Below are 16,318 nucleotides of genomic sequence, written 5' to 3'. Positions count from 1 at the left end.
ATCGTGGCGGAGCACCCTTCGCCACAGCGCCGGGTCTGAGGGAATCGCGAGAGGTCACAAAGCGCAGCGAGGATCGCGCGGACGACATTGCCTTCGCCGAAACCAACGAATGCCCCATTATAGGGCGAGTACTTCATCTTCCCATGGGCCGCGAGTAAACTCGGCGACCCGGGACGCGCCGCTGTCCGCCCAGAGAACACTCATCACCTTGGACCCACGGTGCCACACATTAAGGCCGTAGGTGAGGTCTGGTGTCATGTGCTGTCGCTCGAGGGCATGCCGATAGCCTGGGGACGATGCCTCTCCCGAAGACAAATCATTGAAGGGAGTCCAATGCTCAAACAGCCATGGTCCAATCCGCAATGCGACCAGGCGAACTGCGGCGCGCTGGATCTCGAGAGCGCCGCGTTCACGGATCATCGGAAGAACCCGGTCGCGGATCGCCAGGGCAGGCCCCTCGTCGGAGGACACAAGAGACAGGATCATGCGCCCTCCAAATAGCCTCGCCAGATGGGCTGAGAGGTAAATAGATCATACAAAAGAACAGCTCGTAGGCGATCCGTTCGAACTCTGGACCGCTACCAGCTCGCGAGCGCTTAACCGGAACGGCCGGGCGCAACGCGCCGGCCCTGGTCGTCGAGAACTCTCTCGCCGTTCTCCTTCGAAAAGGCCCCGTGTTGTGCCTCAGGAAGCATGGACAGGACCGCCTGCGCCGGCACGCACAGGCGCACGCCGAGCGGAGACACCACAATTGGTCCCCTGATAAGAGTAGGGTGCTTTGCCATGAGGTCGATCAGCTCGATATCGGTGAGGCCCGCATCGTCTAGCCCCAGCTCGTCGTACAGTGCTTCTTCACGACGCAGCAGCTGGCGAACCGGAAAGCCCATTCGGCGGACCAGTTCGGTCAGCTCTTGCCGGGCTGGTGGCGTCTCGAGGTACCCGACAATGCGAGGTTCCTCGCCGCTATTGCGGATGAGAGCCAGGACATCGCGCGACGTCTCGCAGTCCGGGTCATGGTAAATCGTGACGGTCACACAGGGTGCTCCTCGCCGTTCGCAATCGTCAGGCCTCGGTGAGCGATGGTGCCCGCGGCCCCGCCATGCGGAACGCTCGATGCCCCAGATTAGCGCGAATACCCCGGAGAGAGTGCACACAATGCGGCGATACTTGAAGCCGGTCGGTCTCTTTGCATCCAACCAGAAACAGCCGCGCGCAATGATCGGGTTTGGGCGGTCAGGAGGCCGACATGGCGCGTCTGTTCTGGCTTTCGGAAGAGGCTTGGCGGCCATCGATCCGCACCTACCGCGTGGCAGGCCGGGCAAGCCGCAGGCCGATGATCGGCGGGTAATCAGCGGCATTCTGCATATGTTCAAGACAGGCCGCCGCTGGGGCGATGTGCGGCTCGATTACGGCCCACCGACCACCGTCTACAACTACTCCAACCGCCGGTCCCGGCGCGGGCTGTGGCAGCGCGTGTTTGAGACGGTGGCCGTAGTAGGTGAGGTTCCAGAGGAACTGAACCCCGACAGTTCTCACGTGAAGGCGCACCAGTCCGCTGCGGGCGGAAAAGTGGAAGTGGAGCCAAGTGGTCGGGCGCTCACGCGGTAGCGGCACCTCGACTACCCATTGCTTGGCCGATGATCGTGGCCGACCACTCGCCTTTGCGCTGATGCCCGGCAAGCAACGACATCGCGGTCCTCGCTCTCGTTGCAACCGTCAGCGAGTGGGCCTGAATGAGTCCCTGCATAGGGAGCCGGGAGCCGGGAGCCGGGAGCTGGTCCCGGTCCCGGCCCCCTGAAGGATCTTATCGGGCCGTGACCGCGGCAGCAGATCCCCTCAACCGTATCCCAGGTGCTTCACTGTTTTCGTCATAAGATTGCGCCCGCAGCCTCCAGATTCGTGCTCACGCCTCGGCCAGGATAGCAATGTGAGCTCGGGCGCGATCGAGGGCGGCTTCCATCGCTGCTGTCCGGGTCGCCATGCTGCCGGCGTCGATCTGGCCTTCTTCCGGGTCTCCCTCGCTACCCGCCTCTACGACCTCCCAAAGCCAGGGATCGTCGCCACGGTCCGTCAGATCGCTTGGAGAGACCCGAAGCAACAATGGTGGCTCGCCAGCGGCGACCTGGAGCGCCCTCGTCCAGGCACCGTCGCCTTTTGAGGTCCACTCGGTGGCAAAATCGTCCACGCAGTCACCTCTCTGTCGCTCGCCGGGCTGTTACTGACCACACGCGGAGGTGCAGCCGGAAACAATCCGTTACGAACGACAGTCATTCAGGATAAGTTTCTACCGGCCTGAGAACCCTCGGTCAGGCCTCATGGCTCTCGGGGGGCACCCCGCCCCCGTTCTCAGCCATGGGTTCAGCGCCGTCCTTCACTCGCCTCCTCGCTGGCGCCTTCTGCTGGCTCCGGCGAGACGCCAAGCTTGGCGTCCTTCTGTTCCTGCCTCTTCTGCTCTTTGGCCTGGGCCTTCGCGGTCTTGTCCCGCTCGCGCTGCATGCGTTCCTGGCTATAGTTCGGCTTTCGCAAATTCAAATCCTTTCAGTGCTGTTGGAAGCGCGTCCAGCCTTGCGCACTTCAGCCCAGTGCCCCCGCCGTTCCCAGCAATGAATTGCACCTCGGCGGCCGGTAGCCTTTTAGGGTAATTGCGCACCGTTGCACCAACTGCCTAGTGGCTGGGCCACCTGATCGCACTTTAGCCGACGGTGCTGGCAGATCGCAGGATCAGAATGAGGCGCTACTTTGCGGTGACTTGGCGTGACAGGGGGCTGGGGTGTGGGGCCAGTCCATAGTTTAAACCGTTGATTTATCCTCGAATTGGTGGGGCCGTGACGACTACCGTGCGGCGCGGATTGAGGGGCGCGGAGAGCCCGCCAGGCTCGCGAGAGCCTGGCTAGCTGCTACCGGTTCGCAACAAACCACGCGCCGGCCAAAAATTTGAACAGGCTGGCTGTGGGCGGGTCGCGACGCGGTGCAGTCGAAAGGGACTGTAGAAGGCTGGATGCCCGGACTTTCCGTCAGCTTCTGTCGCGCGAGGTGGGCGTCAGCATCGGGACGCTCGAGCGCCGGCGGGCAACCGCCTTGGCCGATGGATCCGGAAGCAGGAGCCAGCGCTGGGCTGCGGCGCCTCGCCTGGAGGCGTGATCATCACGGCGGCGATCGACGAGGCAGCCCGTAGCGCCTGGTGCCGCGAGCAAGGGCTGTACCCGGCCGAACTTGAGACCTGGAAGCGCGAAGCGGTCGCCGGCCTCGGTGAGCTGCGGTTCGCTGATACGGCCCCGGCGTGGATCGTCCCGTCGCTGGCCGACGACGGCGTCTATGTGGCCATTGGGGCCAGCTTTCATCGCGTGCTGCGCGGTACGAGTGGTGCGGTGGTCGAGAGACAGATGACGGCCAGGGAGGCCTCCATCTCGGGAGCAGCCTTGTGGCGGCCCACTTCTCGCGCCGCCTCGTCCCGCAGAACGTCCCGCAGCACCCGGAGGCCAATGCGCGCGAGGATGGCTCGGACCTCGGGGGTGATCTTGATGCCGGCGGACGCGGCGACGCTGGTCACGACCTCATGGGCCAGAGCGGTGTCGTTCGCGATCAGCGCATGGTTCACCACTATGGCGCGGCCGAGGGCCACCTGGGACGGGTCTGGCCGCGGCTAGGGGAAGTCGCCGTATGGACTTAGCGGGGCTGAAGCAACGTCAACTGCGGCTATGAGAGCCAACGCGAGGGCCTGGGGAGATGGATCGGTCCACCGTCATGATGGACCGGACCAGCCCGGTCGGCGCTGGCGTCCTTCCGCGGCGGGGCGGCCTCCGCGGCAAGGACGAAGTCGGAGATGCGATCGGCAAGCGCCGGGTCCAGCACCACCTCGGCCTCGCCGCCGGGCGCGAGCACGGGATCTGGTTAGCGTTGGGCGCGCTCCATCTCCAGCACGGAACGAAGGTGGTCGCGGGCAAGGCCGGCGAACTGGGCGGCGGTGATCGTGCCGGGGGCATTCATGGCGGCCGTCCTCTCGAGCAGCGCGTCCAGCCGCCGCGCCCGGAGGATGGCGGTGCCGCGATCGCGCGTCCGCAAGGATAGCCGGACCGTCGGATTTCCGCCCGTGAGGTCTGTGCCTCGCAGGAGGGGGGCGGGGGTAAGGTAGGGAGAACAGCCTCGGCGCGGGGCTGGACCCAAACTGGCCTGCGCCGTTGTGGCCCAGTGATGGGTCACAGCTGCGGGCCTGGCCGCCTCGGGTGGGCGCGATCGCCAACTTTCACTGTGGGATCAGAAACTTTTGCCGGAGTGGCTGGGGAACCTGGACTCCCAACCAGATCAACGACATGGATTGGTAATCCAGCACCTTCGGCGCTGTGCTTCAGGCTTGGTGTAGCACCTTGGTGTGACAGGTCCAGGGGGCAGGGGCCCCTAACAGGGTCCGATAGGCTGTACAGACAGGCGATATGGCCGAGCTCGATCCGGTATGGGGCCGGGATGCCGCTCAGGCCTTCTGCACTGGGGACAATCTGAAGGGCAGGGGAGGTGTGTCCCGAGCGCCTGGAAAGGTCGCTCTTGGCCGAAATGAGACAGGCAGCTTTCGGGGCCTACCCGCGCAGGAGTAGACGCTCGTCGCTGGCGGGTCGACAGGCGAACTCGACTTGGAACGAACTCAAAATCTACCTCTTGCACCGGAAAGAGCATGCCCACCTGATCGGAAGCCCTTGTGTAGTCGACTGCCTACCCGGCCACGCACGAGTCGCTCCTTGTGGTCCGGGATCTCCTGTAACGGTGCGGGACGGTGATGGCGGCCTTGCCATGCGACGGCAGCGGCCCGGACGAACTGGCGAGAACAGTGCGACGAGCTTCGGGCCTTCTTCTATGCCTCCCACCTCTCCGTGAAGAAGGGGCTTGGTCAAAAGGGCAACCCCCGTACATTGGGAATTTGCGGCCGGCTGTAGCCTATGCCGCAGTTCCGCCTGCGTTCCGTCGGTCGCCGAGCGGCAGGCGCTCCAATCCCTTCTGCAGGCTGAGGGAGGAGGACGCGCGGCGCGAGGCCGAGCCGGGGCACCACCTCAGCATCGCCCCGCTCCTAGGTCTGACTGGCGAGAAGGCTACGTGGCAACGCAGGGCAGCTTGTCTATCGCCCCTAGCAACTGCTCGAGCGGCTAATGATGTCAGACACCGTAACGGGCCCGCCACGATAACCCTTCAGCCGTCCCCCCGAGTGGCTTGTACTCGCATCCCACCCAGCCTTGGTAACCGAGCTCGTCGATGCGTCGGAACACATAATCCCAGGCGATCTCTCCGGTGCCAGGTTCATGGCGGCCAGGATTGTCGGCGATCTGCATGTGGTCGATCACCGGCATCAGCGCTTCCATCCGCCGGGTAAGGTCGCCCTGCTCCACCTGGCAGTGATAGAGATCGAACTGCAGACCGATCCGGTCCCGTCCCACCGCCTCTATGATGGCCGCGCCCTCTTCCTGGGTGCGGAGGAAGAAGCGGGGGATGTCACGCTGGTTGATCGGCTCCAGCACCACGCGCTTGCCCGCCGCGGCTGCCTGCTCCACGGCCCAGAACACGTTGCCGACATAGACAGCGTGGGCGAGTTCCCGTGGTACGTCCTGAGGAAGGATCCCGGCCTGGAGGTGGACGAGGTTGCATTCCAGAGCGTCCGCGTAATGCAGCGCTCGCCGCCAGTCGTCCCGGAACGCCGCCTGGCGGCCGGGAAGGCAGGCGATCCCGGACTGCTCGCCCTTAGCGGCGTCACCCGCTGGCGTGTTGATAAGGATCTGCTGCAGGCCGCAATCCTTCAGCCGCGCCCGTAGCACGGGGGCGGGCTGCTCGTAGGGGGTGGGGTATTCCACCGCCTCGAAGCCTGCCCGCGCTGCGGCATCGAACCGCTCAAGCAGCGGCAGTTCCGTGAAGAGCCATTTCAGGTTAGCGCAGAAACGGGGCATGGCGGCTTCTCGGCTACCGCACCACAACGTCAAGGCCGCTCGCGCGGAAGGCCTCGGTGGCCGTCTCCTCGCGCAGCATGGCAAGGAAGCGCGCCGCACCCTCGCGGTTGACCGCGTCGCGCATGATGGCGGCGGAGAAGTGCGTGACGTTCTGCAGCGCGTCCGGGAAAGGGCCGACGATCTCGATCCCCGGCACGGCAAGGAGCTCGCTCAGCTGCTGCACGGCAATGTCGGCCTCCCCGGTGGTCAACTTCTCTGCCGTAAAGCCGGCAGGGATCACCGTGGCCTTAGCATTGATTGCTTCGGTTATCCCGAGCGACCCCATCATCCGCTCGAAGTAGATGCCGCTGGCCCCGGCCTTGGAGTAGGCGACGGAGCGCGCCTCAAGGAGCGTGCGGGTAAACGCTTCGGGGGTTGAGATGTCCGGATGTGGAGTCCCCTTCGGCACCGCGATTCCGACGCGGGAATCCACGACCTCGATCCGCGTCGCGGGATCCACGAGATCCTGCGCGACGAGCTTGTCCATGGAATCCGCGATCAGCACCAGCGCGTCCGCACGCTCGCCGGCCGCAATCTTCTGCATGATGACGGTGGTGGGGGTCCAGTCGATCTCCGGCGCGTAGCCCACCTCCGCCTCGAAGGCCGGGCCGATCACCCGGTCGAAGGCCTCGCGCAGCACCAGGGCACATTTCAGCCGCAGCGTCCCGTTGGTATCCGGCATTCGTTCTGTTTCCTACCCTTGTCAGCTAGTCACACGGCCAGCACGGCGCCGCAGCATGTCCGGCGAGAGCTCCGACAGGCTGTTCAGGCCCATCAGCGCCATGTCCCGGTTGATCTCTTCCTTCAGGATCCGCATGGCGTGTAGCACCCCGGCCTCCCCACCCAGCGCCGCAGCGTAAAGGAAGGGGCGGCCGAGCAGCACGAAGTCCGCGCCCAGCGCCATGGCCTTCATCACGTCTGTGCCGCGGCGGATGCCGCTGTCCACGATCACCTTCATCCCGCCCTTGGCCGCCGCCACCTCGGGCAGCACGTCCAGCGGAGCCACCGCGTGGTCCAGCTGTCGCCCTCCGTGGTTGGAGAGGATGACGCCATCCGCACCGCATTCCCGCGCCATGGCGGCATCGCCGGGCGCAAGCAGGCCCTTCACCAGCAACGTGCCCTTCCAGCGCCGGCGGATGGCCTTCAGATGCGTCCAGGCCAGCCGGTCGCGCGCCGTGGTGTTGCGCAGGGAGTTCTGCGACATCATGGGCGGCCCGCGCTCCGCCTCGGTGTTCTCGAAATGCGGGGCGCCGTGCCGCAGGAAGGTCTGCACCACCGTGCCGAGGAGCCATCGTGGGTGCAGCGCGCTCTGGATCGCCACGCGGGGCGTGATGCGGATCGGCATACTGAAGCCGCTCCGCGTGTTATGCTCCCGGTTCCCCAGAACGGGCGTGTCCGCCGTGACGACGAGCGTACCGTACCCAGCGCGGGCCACACGATCCACCAGCCGGTCGATGCGCACCTGGTCGCCAGCCAGGTAGGCCTGGAACCAAGCGTCCTTGTTCCGGGCCTGCACGTCCTCCAGCCGGATGAGGGAGGAGGCGCTGAGGATCATGGGCACGTTCATGACGGCGGCAGCGGCGGCTAGCACCAGATCGGCGCGATAGGCCACGAAGGCCGCGCCGCCCAGCGGGGCGATCCCGAAGGGGGCATCGTAGCGCTTGCCGAACAGCGTCACTGCCTGGCTACGGGCCGCGGTGTCGCGCATCAGTTGCGGAACCAGCGCGTAGTCGTTGAAAGAGTCGAAGTTGCCGCGCAGCGCCGATCCTGTTTCCACTGCGCCGGAGACATACTGGAAGATCATGGGCGGAAGGCGCCGCCGCGCATGGCGCTCGAAGTCCTCGAGAGCCAGCAGGTCTCGGAAGCGCCGCGGCGGAGTTTCGGCACTGCGCTGAACGCTCGTCGCCAGGGGCACGGCGGTGGCTGGCGCCTCGATGCCGGCGGCCGTGGCGTCAGCGCTGGCCACCGAGACCGTCTCTACCAGTTCCCCGCGGCCGGCGGTCACATTAAGGGCGTTGGGGGCGGGGGCAGGGCGGGCTTGCGATGCGGACATCAGAACATCCTTCGGAGGGCATGGCGGTGAACCGCCGCCGGGCTCCACCCTCGCTATCGATGCGCTTCGGGCGCGCGATCACTGGTTGGCAGATGACTTGAAAGCGGTTTCAAAGAAGCATGAGGACCAACCACCGTCAACACGCCGGAGGGGCCGGTAAGGGAGCAGCCGCCATGTCCGAAGCCTCGCAGGACGAGATGGGCAGGCCCCCGGTTGCCAGGGACGTGGCCCTTCGGGCCGGCGTGTCCACCTCCACCGTGTCGCGTGTCTTCAGCGGCACTGCCCAGGTCCGGGCCGACAAGAAGGCGGCGGTGCTGCGGGCCGCACAGGAGCTGGGCTTCGTGGCCAATGGTGCCGCGCGGGCCCTCTCCACACGCCGGTTCATGGCGGTCGGCGCCGTAATGCCGAACATGGAGAACGAGGTCTTCATCCGGGCCCTCTCCGCCTTCCAGGAGGGGCTCCGCCGCGCGGGCTACACCCTTCTCCTGAGCCATGCCGGCTACGATCTGGACGACGAGCTGCGGGAAGCAGGATTCTTGCTGGACCGCGGCATCGATGGGCTGATGCTGGTGGGCGATATCCATCGCCCGGCCCTGCTGGAAAGGATCGAGCGCCAACGCATGCCGTTGGTGCAGACCTTCAGCCTCTCGCAGGAGCGGGCCTGCGTGGGGTTCGACAACCGCGCGGCCGGCATGCGCGCCGCCAACTACCTCTTGGATATTGGTCACCGCCGGATAGGTGCCGTCACCGGTACCCGGCGTGAGAACGACCGTGGCGGGGCGCGTCTGCAGGGCATCGTGGATGCCCTGACCGCGCGGGGCCTGGCGCTGCGGCCGGAGCACGACATCGAGGTTCACGCCTACGGCATCGCGGCTGGGCGGGACGCCCTGCGGCAGATGCTCTCATCGGATGAGGCGCCGCCGACGGCCGTGATCTGCGGCACGGACCAGATTGCCTTTGGCGTCATGATCGAGGCCAGGGGGCGGGGCATGGAACTGCCCGGCGATCTCTCCGTGATAGGCTTCAACGACGCGGACTACGCCCCTTTCCTGGATCCCTCGCTCACCACACTGCGCATACACCCTGCCGAGATAGGGCGCGCCGCGGCGGACTACCTGGTGGCCCGGATGGCCGGCCGACCGGCCGTGCGGCTCACCGAAATCGACGCCGAGTTGATCTTGCGCGGCAGCACGGCCCCGCCCCGCAAGCCTGGTTAGACTTTCTGAAAGCGGTTGCAAGGATCAAATATTAAGGGCATGTGTCGGGCGAACCAGAGAGGCGGTTAACCTTCGGGGGCCACCGTCCGAACGTCCCTGATCGCGAGGTTGAGGCCATGCCGCCCCGGATAGTCCTGCTTCACGCTACCCCCGTGGCCATGGCCCCGATCCAGTCCGCCTTTGCTGCCCGCTGGCCAGAGGCGGAGACGGTCAACCTCCTCGATGACGGCCTCTCCATCGACCGTGCGCGTGAGGACGACCTGTCCGAGGCAATGATCGACCGCTTCGTGGCCTTCGGAACCTATGGCTACCGCATGGGCGCGGACGGCATTCTCGTCACCTGCTCCGCTTTCGGCCCGGCCATCGACAGGCTGGCCGCCTCCCTTCCGATCCCCGTGCTGAAGCCGAACGAGGCAATGTTCCGCGCGGCCATCGCTAGCGGCCGGCGGATCGGGATGCTCGCCACCTTCGGGCCCGCCGTGGGCACCATGACGGACGAGTTCGACGAGTTCGTCGCCAGCAGCGACAGCCAGGCCGCGCTGAAAACCGTGTTGGTGGACCGTGCCATCGCGCTGCTGAAGGGCGGCGACGTCGAGAGCCACAACCGGCTTGTCGCCGAGCGTGCGCCGGAGCTGGCCGACCAGGATGCCATCATGCTGGCCCATTTCTCCACCTCCCGCGCGGCAGAGGCGGTGCGGGCCGTGGTGAATGTTCCTGTGCTGACAGCACCCGACGCGGCGGTGGACGCCATGCGGGAGATGGTCATGGCCGGCGCGAAGGCCGGGACCTGATCCATGCTGCTCGGGGTCATCGCCGACGACTTCACCAGCGCGAGTGCTGATCACGCCGGGCACTTCTGTCTGGGCTTCCTCGACCCGACCCGCGTCAGCAAGCTAAGGCGACGTTCGGCTAGCTGAAGCGGGTGGCCATTTTCCACCCGCCCCGTTCCGGATCTGTCGCCCCACAACCGAAGGCAGACTGCCTGCGTCACCCAGCGCGGGCTCAATCAAATTGGAGGAAACGGCTTTGAACCTGACGAGACGCTCCCTGTCCGCTGCTGCGCTGGCAACTCTGGCAGCGCCCGCGCTGGGCCGCCCCGCCCTGGCGCAGGGCAATAACTGGCCGCGCGAGCGGCCCATCACTATCATCGTGCCGCACGCGCCGGGCGGCGGCGTGGACCAGATGGTCCGCATGATCGCGCCCCACGTGCAGCAGCAGATCCCGGAGCTTCGCATCGTGGTCGAGAACCGGCCGGGTGCCGCCAGCCAGCTCGGGACGGAGGTCGCCTACGCCGCCCGCCCTGACGGCTACACGCTCTGTGCCTCGGTGATGCCGACCTTAATGAGCATGCCGCTTGAGCGCCGCGTCCGGTACGACGCCAAGCGCTTCGTGTACATCGCCAACGTCGTGCAGGATCCGGGTGGCCTGTGGGTAGCCGGGAACTCGCCCTTCCAGAGCCTGCCGAAGATGCTGGATGCCGCGAAGGCGTCGAGGGGTGCGGTCTCCGTCGGCACCACGGGCATTGGGTCCGACGACCACCTCCTGATCGTCCAGCTTCAGCAGATGGCGCCGGGCGTGCAGTTCAACCACGTGCCCTTCAACGGCTTCGCCCCGATGCAGACGGCCCTCCTGGGCGGCCATATCGATGTCGGCTGCTTCAACATGACGGAGGGCCTTCCTGGCCTAAGCGACGGGCGCCTACGGGCTCTCGGGGTCGCCTCGGCGGACCGCATCCCCCTGATGAAGGATGTGCAGACCTTCAAGGAGCAGGGCTTTGACCTCGTCGCCGGCTCCCAGCGCGGCATCATCGCCCCGCCCGGGACCCCGGACGACATCCGCGAGCGCCTGATCACGGCTTTCGGCGCCGCGATGGAGTCGCCGGGCTTCAAGGCCGATGCGCAGCGCGTGGGGCTGCCCGTGGTCCCTGTGCTAGGCGACGACTTCCGGAAGCAAGTGATGGAAGCCGAAACTCACCTGCAGCATCTCTGGCAGAAGGCGCCCTGGCGGGACGAATAATCTATGGGGTCCTGGGCCGCGGCAAGGGCTGCGGCTCCGTTCCTGCGGCGGCCTCGATTCTTCCGCTGCCGCGGGGGCATCAGGCTGCAGAGAATGCCTGGCGCATGTCGGGCATCTGGCTTCGGCGAGTGATGCACAAGTAGCGGCTTTCACAAGCCGGGTCCCAGCAGTGCTCCTTCGCCAGAGGCCCCCGATGCGGCGATGGGGAAACGGCCGCGGCAGCGCCAGCTTGGCGACGTCGATCCCTGCCGGCCAGGGCGGTGCCCAGTCCAGCACGAGGGAAACGCCCGAGCCTTGGTCGACCAGCACGGCGATGGCGTCCAGCGCATCCAGTTCATAGCGCTCACGCGGAAACAGATGCGTCTCGCGCAAGCTACGGTCAGCTAGGCGTCCGCCCGGAATGGGCGCTTGCGGGGCGGCGCCCCGTCTCGTCCCTGGTGCCAGTACCGCCAGCAGCTCCTCCCGCATCAGACGGCAGCCGCAGCTCTTCGGCAGCGCAAAGTCCGGCTGCACGATTATCGCGGCATCGAGCTCTTCCACCAGTGCGTGGCGGCAGAATGAGACACAGTTTGGCAACCCTCGGCACGGCCCAGCTCGCTGTTGCCTAGATGGCGGATCGCTTCGCCGGCCTGCCAGCTCAGAAGGATCGCGCTTCTCCTCACAAAGGATCATGTTTGAAGGCCGACGATGTCTCCTTTCAGGAAGTCCGATGAGCTCAGCCGGTGACCGGAATGGGCGCACAGCGGCCGTGACCGGAGCTGGCCGGAAGCAGCAGGTCTGCTTTGGGGAAGGTAAAACGCGGAAGCGGTTATCAAGGCGAAACCCCTTGCGGGTGCCCTGAGCAGGGTGAGGTGTGCCGGGGCGGCTATTCACGGCCCCCTCGACCTGCCTGACCCGACGCCGAGCCAGGATGTTGGGTTAGGCGGGAATAAGGCCGTGGCGGAGCATGACCTCCTGCACTATTGTCAGGTCGGGCTTGCCCGGGACATTCACCGCCTCTGCTAACTCCTCGAAGTAGCGCCGGCCGATGGAGCCGGGTGTCAGCACGATCAGCACCCGTGCGGTTCCCTCGTGCAGGTTCTCGTGGTGGTGCACGCTTCCACGCGGGATGAACGCGACGTCACCGGGGCGAACCTCCTGCTTCCGACCATTGACGGTCATGGTGAGCGTGCCCGCCAGGCCATAGACGGCCTCATCCACCTCCCGATGGTAGTGCGGCGCCGGCACCCGCGCCTTCGACGGCACTGCGAATTCGAACATCACAAGGTCACCCGAGCCCTGTGTCTCATCGACCAGGAACCGCAGTTCCAGGGCGCCGATCCGGACGACATTGCCGCTCGACACTTCCATCTTGCCTTCCTCCATCGTAAAGTGACTTTACGAAGCAAGAGGTAAAGCGACTTTACGATGAAGGCAAGCGAAATCTCCGTCGCCGGCCGGGCTGGTGAGGTCGCGGAGGGCGCTCCCCCTTTCCTCGGTGCCCTGCTGCGCCTGTGCTGGCGGCGCGTCCGAGACCGCCTCGACGAGGAGATCCGGGCGGCTGGCTTCACTGACCTTCAGGATGCGCACCTGCCCGTGTTCTCCTACCCATTACCCGAAGGAGTTAGGCCGTCGGAACTCGCGCGCCGGATTGGAATGTCGCGGCAAGCGACGAACTATCTCATCACGCAGATGGAGGCGCTCGGTTACCTGGAGCGCCGCGCCGCAGAGGGCGGCGACCGGCGTCTTGTCCATCTCACCGACCGGGGCTGGCGGGTGGGAGAGGTGATCTTCGCCTGCATGCGCGACCTGCAGGCGGAGTGGGCCGAGGAGATCGGGCCGGAGCGCTTCGGCGACTTCATGGACGTGCTGCGCCGCCTCGCCGCAAAAGAGTAGTGGGCGCTCACCCCCTGGAACCGCGGGCGCATCCTTAACCGAAGAAGAGTGCCTCCTGCCCGACTTGCCGCTCGCCCATCATGGACCGGCCCTCCCTGAAGGGGGAACTGAACAGGGCTCCAGCCCAACCTCACGGCCTTTTTCAACAGAATGGCCGACAGCAGCATGGCGCAGGAGGTCGAACGTCGTCGTCTGGCTGCGCTGCAGAAAGTGTATCGGTCGACGAGGTAAGATCTGCGTAACCTGCGATCGTAAACTCTGCCGGCAGTTGGGCCGGCGTTGTCAGGTTGGCGGTCTGGTCGGGCGGTGGCAGCCTGCCTTGTATGATGACCCCGCCCAGTGCCTGAATTGTTGTTGATGGTGCCACGATCCTTCTTGCCCGCAGCCCCTGCCGTGGCGGGCGGTTCTCGTTCGAGTCGGATGGTCCTTGTGCTGGCCCCGACGCTACCCTCCGGGCCATGTGCAATCTCTACACAGCCAGGACTAACCAGCGCGCAATCCGCGATGCGACCCGCTACGAGCGGGACCTGGTGGGGAACTTGCCGTCCCTGCCAGGCATCTACCCCGATTACCCCGCCCCGATCGTCAGGACGGCCGCGGACGGTGTACGCGAGCTGGCCATGGCGCGATGGGGCATGCCCAGCCCCGCCTTCGCCCTCCAAGGCAAGAAGACCGACCCAGGTGTCACCAATGTGCGGAACACCTCCTCGCCGCACTGGCGGCGCTGGCTATCCCCGGAACACCGCTGCCTGGTGCCGCTGACTGCCTTTAGCGAGCCGGAGCGCCATCCGGACGGGAAGTCCGTCCCGGCCTGGTTTGCGCTTGCCGATGACCGGCCGCTGATGTTCTTCGCCGGGATCTGGACCCCACAGTGGGCCTCTGTCCGCAAGGTGAAAGAGGGTGAGGTAACCACCGCCCTCTTCGCCTTCCTGACTACCGAGCCGAACGCGGAGGTGGAGCCGGTCCACCCAAAGGCGATGCCGGTGATCCTCACCGCTCCGGACGAGTTCGAGACCTGGATGACCGCGCCCTGGGGTGTCGCGAAGGAGCTGCAGCGACCGCTTCCGGACGGCATGCTCAAGGTGGTCGCGCGGGGTAAGCCCGAGTTGCCTGACCCTGACGACAGTGATCCGACCTCAGCCAAGGAGAAGCCGGCGCAAGGCAGCTTGCTTTAGCCTCGCCGCCCAGCATCGGTCGGCCGGATCGGCGCAGGTCAGGCCTTGGTAGTTTGGCCGCTCCTAACCAAGCAGCCCTTAACCACCGCGCCAGCCGCCGCGCCAGCCGCCGCCGTAACCGCCGCCTCGATGGCCATAGCTGCCGTACCCACCCCCGCCACCATACCCTCTGCCGCTCCAGCCTGAGCCGGAGTAGGCGTAGGGGCGGGACCCGTACCCGCCACCATAGCCGGGGCCGCCATAGGATCCGTGATAGCCAACGCAGCCAGCCAGCGAGGCGCCTAGGACTGAAAGCGCGAAAGCACGGGCAGTCCAGGAGCGAGGGGTCATGACAACCTCGGTGGAGAGCGATGGAGGCGGCGAAATGCCGACTCTGCCTCGTCTCCATACTCAGGTAACGCCTGGGACCGGGCAAAACTGCGACGGGATCAAGTCGCCGGTATGGCGGTCGATAAGGTCCAGCCTCATCCGGTCCCGCAGCGCAATTAGGGGGCCATGGCCGTGGGGGCGCCTTGTGCGGCAAATATGCCGGTACGCTAGCTCTATAGCGTCTTAGGATGAGCACCTAGCCTCTACCTTGCGACGCGAAGGCGATTGGCTCGTTACAGCCCATACACTTGGAATCACGATCCCATGCGCCGCATCGCTCTAGCCATCACCGTAGCTATGCTCAGCATCAGCGCCCAGGCTCAAGACGCTCAGAGGGAAGCGCCTGCCGTGACCGCCCTTACCAACATCGAGGCCTATGTCGGATACCTTCGGCTGTCTGCTCAGGCACGAGCCTGCGGTCTTCGCACGGCAGAGTGGGAGAAGGTGCAGCAGGCCAAGGTGACAGCACTGATTGTGCAAGCGGTAAGCAGGATGCCCGGAGGCGCAGCCCCAATCGATGGCGCGTCGCTTGCTGCTGGTGCGGTCATAGCCGCGGCCCAGGAAGCCAAGGCTCACTCGCTCGCTGCATGCAAAGATCTCAAGTCGGAAGTTGATGAATTCGATGCGGCTCTGCCGCAGGACTCTCCCACCCAGCCTTAGGTGGCCAAGGGTTGCGTTAGTGCTGCCCCTTGACATTCTCCCACCCAGGTACGCCGCCCATTACCGGGCTTCCTTCTCCAGTTCGCCCGTATTTTCGCATACCAGCCCGCCCGCAACACTGCATCATTCAGGAACATCTCTTCAGTCTCGCCGCCCCTCATAGAAGCGCGCCACCGCCCCGCGGCTGGCCACCATCCTCTCCGCGTAACGCGCTGGCGCGGTGGGCGACTTCCGCCGCCCGGCCTGCATGATCGCTGGCAGCTCGGCGCCGTTGGCGGCCAGATCCTGCGTCATGCCGACGCGAGCGCTGTACCGGCGAGGGTAGCGACGCACTTGAGGATGCGCGGCACGTCCGCCGCCGGAAGGCGTCCCCCGACCCCGCCCGCCTTGTTGACGCTGCGGAAGATGGCACCCCCCGTGATCCCGGCAGAGTCCAGCCAGCGGCGCAGATGGGTGACAGTGCGCGGCGAGAGCCACCGCACCTCGCCCTGGCCCTCCTGGTCTGTTTTGCTGCGCGCGATCAGACCCGTGGCGCTGCCATCCTTGGCGAAGGCAAGGTGTGACACGTCCAAGGCGACAGCTTCCGATCGGCGGGCTAGGAGATCCCGCATTACTAGCATGAGAGCGAGATTCCGAAGCGTGGCGCGGGAAGGGGCCTGCTGCCCGGATCGCCAGGCACGGGTCATCATCCACCAGCGGCGCGGCCTGACGCTGGCGGGTGCCTGCAACTCGGGCCATGCGCTTGAGTGCCAGGCGGGCCACCTTTGCCCGGGTGGGATCTTCCACCCCGGCGGCGCGGTGCATGGTGCCGATCGCCCAAATCGCCTGCCGGATGCCCGAAGGGGCGCGGCCGGCCCCCGCCATATGGCGCGACAATCTGGATGCGAGCAGCGCGACAATCAGGATGAGAGTCTGTGGTCGCGGCGGCTGGATGATTGCCGCGGAGCGACACGGGCGCAAGAGATTTCCGGGACGGCGCGACAATCAGGA

22 protein-coding genes are annotated in these 16,318 nt (G+C 66.0%); 8 read left to right on the top strand and 14 right to left on the bottom strand.

The window, feature by feature from the left end; translation table 11 throughout:
- Positions 1–117 precede the first annotated feature (117 nt).
- A complete protein-coding gene (locus ACO1BU_RS05695; RefSeq protein WP_424134951.1) occupies positions 118–486 on the bottom strand; it encodes a hypothetical protein in 369 nt (122 codons plus the stop codon).
- Positions 487–596: 110 nt separating this feature from the next.
- Positions 597–1,034: an arsenate reductase (glutaredoxin) gene (gene arsC / locus ACO1BU_RS05690; protein ID WP_424134950.1), complete on the bottom strand. Its 438-nt coding sequence runs from the start codon at positions 1,032–1,034 to the stop codon at positions 597–599.
- A 244-nt stretch (positions 1,035–1,278) separates the two neighbouring features.
- Here arsC and ACO1BU_RS05685 point away from each other — a divergent pair, with 244 nt between their 5' ends.
- Positions 1,279–1,608 (top strand): transposase, encoded by a 330-nt coding sequence (locus tag ACO1BU_RS05685; protein ID WP_424134949.1) that lies wholly within the window; start codon positions 1,279–1,281, stop codon positions 1,606–1,608.
- 295 nt (positions 1,609–1,903) lie between these two features.
- Here the strand turns inward: ACO1BU_RS05685 and ACO1BU_RS05680 are convergent, their stop codons facing one another.
- The 8 genes from ACO1BU_RS05680 to ACO1BU_RS05645 all read right to left on the bottom strand — a co-directional run bounded on the left by ACO1BU_RS05680 (position 1,904) and on the right by ACO1BU_RS05645 (position 8,016).
- Entirely contained in the window at positions 1,904–2,185 is a 282-nt protein-coding gene (locus ACO1BU_RS05680; protein WP_424134948.1) for a hypothetical protein, read from the bottom strand.
- Positions 2,186–2,358: 173 nt separating this feature from the next.
- Positions 2,359–2,496, bottom strand: coding sequence for a hypothetical protein (locus ACO1BU_RS05675; RefSeq protein ID WP_424134947.1), 138 nt, complete (start codon positions 2,494–2,496; stop codon positions 2,359–2,361).
- 841 nt (positions 2,497–3,337) lie between these two features.
- Positions 3,338–3,622: a hypothetical protein gene (locus ACO1BU_RS05670; protein WP_424134946.1), complete on the bottom strand. Its 285-nt coding sequence runs from the start codon at positions 3,620–3,622 to the stop codon at positions 3,338–3,340.
- 74 nt (positions 3,623–3,696) lie between these two features.
- A complete protein-coding gene (locus tag ACO1BU_RS05665; RefSeq protein WP_424134945.1) occupies positions 3,697–3,882 on the bottom strand; it encodes a hypothetical protein in 186 nt (61 codons plus the stop codon).
- A 9-nt stretch (positions 3,883–3,891) separates the two neighbouring features.
- The gene (locus ACO1BU_RS05660) at positions 3,892–4,062 is read right to left on the bottom strand and encodes a hypothetical protein (protein ID WP_424134944.1); all 171 of its coding nucleotides are present in this window, start codon (positions 4,060–4,062) and stop codon (positions 3,892–3,894) included.
- A 1,079-nt stretch (positions 4,063–5,141) separates the two neighbouring features.
- The gene (otnI, locus tag ACO1BU_RS05655; protein WP_424134943.1) at positions 5,142–5,924 is read right to left on the bottom strand and encodes a 2-oxo-tetronate isomerase; all 783 of its coding nucleotides are present in this window, start codon (positions 5,922–5,924) and stop codon (positions 5,142–5,144) included.
- Positions 5,925–5,937: 13 nt separating this feature from the next.
- Positions 5,938–6,645: a molybdate ABC transporter substrate-binding protein gene (locus ACO1BU_RS05650; protein ID WP_424134942.1), complete on the bottom strand. Its 708-nt coding sequence runs from the start codon at positions 6,643–6,645 to the stop codon at positions 5,938–5,940.
- A 21-nt stretch (positions 6,646–6,666) separates the two neighbouring features.
- Positions 6,667–8,016, bottom strand: coding sequence for an alpha-hydroxy acid oxidase (locus ACO1BU_RS05645; RefSeq protein ID WP_424134941.1), 1,350 nt, complete (start codon positions 8,014–8,016; stop codon positions 6,667–6,669).
- A 173-nt stretch (positions 8,017–8,189) separates the two neighbouring features.
- On the opposite strand from ACO1BU_RS05645, the gene ACO1BU_RS05640 reads away from it, so the two are divergent.
- From ACO1BU_RS05640 to ACO1BU_RS05630, 3 genes are all read left to right on the top strand, one after another.
- Complete coding sequence (locus ACO1BU_RS05640) at positions 8,190–9,233, top strand: LacI family DNA-binding transcriptional regulator (protein WP_424134940.1); 1,044 nt, start codon at positions 8,190–8,192, stop codon at positions 9,231–9,233.
- Between the two features lie 116 nt (positions 9,234–9,349).
- Positions 9,350–10,024 (top strand): aspartate/glutamate racemase family protein, encoded by a 675-nt coding sequence (locus tag ACO1BU_RS05635; protein WP_424134939.1) that lies wholly within the window; start codon positions 9,350–9,352, stop codon positions 10,022–10,024.
- Positions 10,025–10,259: 235 nt separating this feature from the next.
- Entirely contained in the window at positions 10,260–11,249 is a 990-nt protein-coding gene (locus ACO1BU_RS05630) for a Bug family tripartite tricarboxylate transporter substrate binding protein (protein WP_424134938.1), read from the top strand.
- Here the strand turns inward: ACO1BU_RS05630 and ACO1BU_RS37740 are convergent.
- Positions 11,163–11,921, bottom strand: coding sequence for a LysR substrate-binding domain-containing protein (locus ACO1BU_RS37740; RefSeq protein WP_481133212.1), 759 nt, complete (start codon positions 11,919–11,921; stop codon positions 11,163–11,165). The two genes, ACO1BU_RS05630 and ACO1BU_RS37740, sit on opposite strands and share 87 nt — an antisense overlap.
- A 246-nt stretch (positions 11,922–12,167) precedes the next feature.
- A complete protein-coding gene (locus ACO1BU_RS05625) occupies positions 12,168–12,599 on the bottom strand; it encodes a cupin domain-containing protein (protein ID WP_424134937.1) in 432 nt (143 codons plus the stop codon).
- A 57-nt stretch (positions 12,600–12,656) separates the two neighbouring features.
- On the opposite strand from ACO1BU_RS05625, the gene ACO1BU_RS05620 reads away from it, so the two are divergent.
- The 3 genes from ACO1BU_RS05620 (at position 12,657) to ACO1BU_RS05610 (ending at position 15,328) form a co-directional block, all read left to right on the top strand.
- Positions 12,657–13,124 carry a MarR family winged helix-turn-helix transcriptional regulator gene (locus tag ACO1BU_RS05620; protein WP_424134936.1) on the top strand — a complete coding sequence of 156 codons (468 nt, stop codon included), beginning with the start codon at positions 12,657–12,659 and terminating at the stop codon, positions 13,122–13,124.
- A gap of 458 nt (positions 13,125–13,582) precedes the next feature.
- On the top strand, positions 13,583–14,299 hold the full coding sequence (locus ACO1BU_RS05615) for an SOS response-associated peptidase (RefSeq protein WP_424134935.1): 717 nt from the start codon (positions 13,583–13,585) through the stop codon (positions 14,297–14,299).
- 633 nt (positions 14,300–14,932) lie between these two features.
- Positions 14,933–15,328 carry a hypothetical protein gene (locus ACO1BU_RS05610; RefSeq protein ID WP_424134934.1) on the top strand — a complete coding sequence of 132 codons (396 nt, stop codon included), beginning with the start codon at positions 14,933–14,935 and terminating at the stop codon, positions 15,326–15,328.
- Positions 15,329–15,469: 141 nt separating this feature from the next.
- Here ACO1BU_RS05610 and ACO1BU_RS05605 read toward each other — a convergent pair whose 3' ends face one another.
- The gene (locus ACO1BU_RS05605; RefSeq protein ID WP_424134933.1) at positions 15,470–15,622 is read right to left on the bottom strand and encodes a hypothetical protein; all 153 of its coding nucleotides are present in this window, start codon (positions 15,620–15,622) and stop codon (positions 15,470–15,472) included.
- Positions 15,619–15,900: a site-specific integrase gene (locus ACO1BU_RS05600; RefSeq protein ID WP_424134932.1), complete on the bottom strand. Its 282-nt coding sequence runs from the start codon at positions 15,898–15,900 to the stop codon at positions 15,619–15,621. The genes ACO1BU_RS05605 and ACO1BU_RS05600 overlap by 4 nt, the downstream gene beginning before the upstream one ends.
- Before the next feature lie 230 nt (positions 15,901–16,130).
- Here ACO1BU_RS05600 and ACO1BU_RS05595 point away from each other — a divergent pair.
- Positions 16,131–16,318 (top strand): hypothetical protein (locus tag ACO1BU_RS05595; RefSeq protein ID WP_424134931.1); only part of this gene is annotated, 188 nt, incomplete at its 3' end.

This window comes from Roseomonas chloroacetimidivorans, from assembly GCF_049629625.1.
Taxonomy (GTDB): Bacteria; Pseudomonadota; Alphaproteobacteria; order Acetobacterales; family Acetobacteraceae; genus Roseomonas; species Roseomonas chloroacetimidivorans.
The sequence above is the reverse complement of the archived record's forward strand: the minus strand, read 5'-3'. Positions and strand labels throughout refer to the sequence as shown.

What these genes read in the sequence shown, in the direction of transcription:
- ACO1BU_RS05695 (WP_424134951.1), bottom strand. Translation starts at nt 486, where the DNA reads ATGATCCTGTCTCTTGTGTCCTCCGACGAGGGGCCTGCCCTGGCGATC.
- ACO1BU_RS05675 (WP_424134947.1), bottom strand. Translation starts at nt 2,496, where the DNA reads ATGCAGCGCGAGCGGGACAAGACCGCGAAGGCCCAGGCCAAAGAGCAG.
- otnI (WP_424134943.1), bottom strand. Translation starts at nt 5,924, where the DNA reads ATGCCCCGTTTCTGCGCTAACCTGAAATGGCTCTTCACGGAACTGCCG.
- ACO1BU_RS05650 (WP_424134942.1), bottom strand. Translation starts at nt 6,645, where the DNA reads ATGCCGGATACCAACGGGACGCTGCGGCTGAAATGTGCCCTGGTGCTG.
- ACO1BU_RS05645 (WP_424134941.1), bottom strand. Translation starts at nt 8,016, where the DNA reads ATGTCCGCATCGCAAGCCCGCCCTGCCCCCGCCCCCAACGCCCTTAAT.
- ACO1BU_RS05640 (WP_424134940.1), top strand. Translation starts at nt 8,190, where the DNA reads ATGTCCGAAGCCTCGCAGGACGAGATGGGCAGGCCCCCGGTTGCCAGG.
- ACO1BU_RS05635 (WP_424134939.1), top strand. Translation starts at nt 9,350, where the DNA reads ATGCCGCCCCGGATAGTCCTGCTTCACGCTACCCCCGTGGCCATGGCC.
- ACO1BU_RS37740 (WP_481133212.1), bottom strand. Translation starts at nt 11,921, where the DNA reads ATGATCCTTTGTGAGGAGAAGCGCGATCCTTCTGAGCTGGCAGGCCGG.
- ACO1BU_RS05625 (WP_424134937.1), bottom strand. Translation starts at nt 12,599, where the DNA reads ATGGAAGTGTCGAGCGGCAATGTCGTCCGGATCGGCGCCCTGGAACTG.
- ACO1BU_RS05620 (WP_424134936.1), top strand. Translation starts at nt 12,657, where the DNA reads ATGAAGGCAAGCGAAATCTCCGTCGCCGGCCGGGCTGGTGAGGTCGCG.
- ACO1BU_RS05615 (WP_424134935.1), top strand. Translation starts at nt 13,583, where the DNA reads ATGTGCAATCTCTACACAGCCAGGACTAACCAGCGCGCAATCCGCGAT.
- ACO1BU_RS05610 (WP_424134934.1), top strand. Translation starts at nt 14,933, where the DNA reads ATGCGCCGCATCGCTCTAGCCATCACCGTAGCTATGCTCAGCATCAGC.
- ACO1BU_RS05605 (WP_424134933.1), bottom strand. Translation starts at nt 15,622, where the DNA reads ATGACGCAGGATCTGGCCGCCAACGGCGCCGAGCTGCCAGCGATCATG.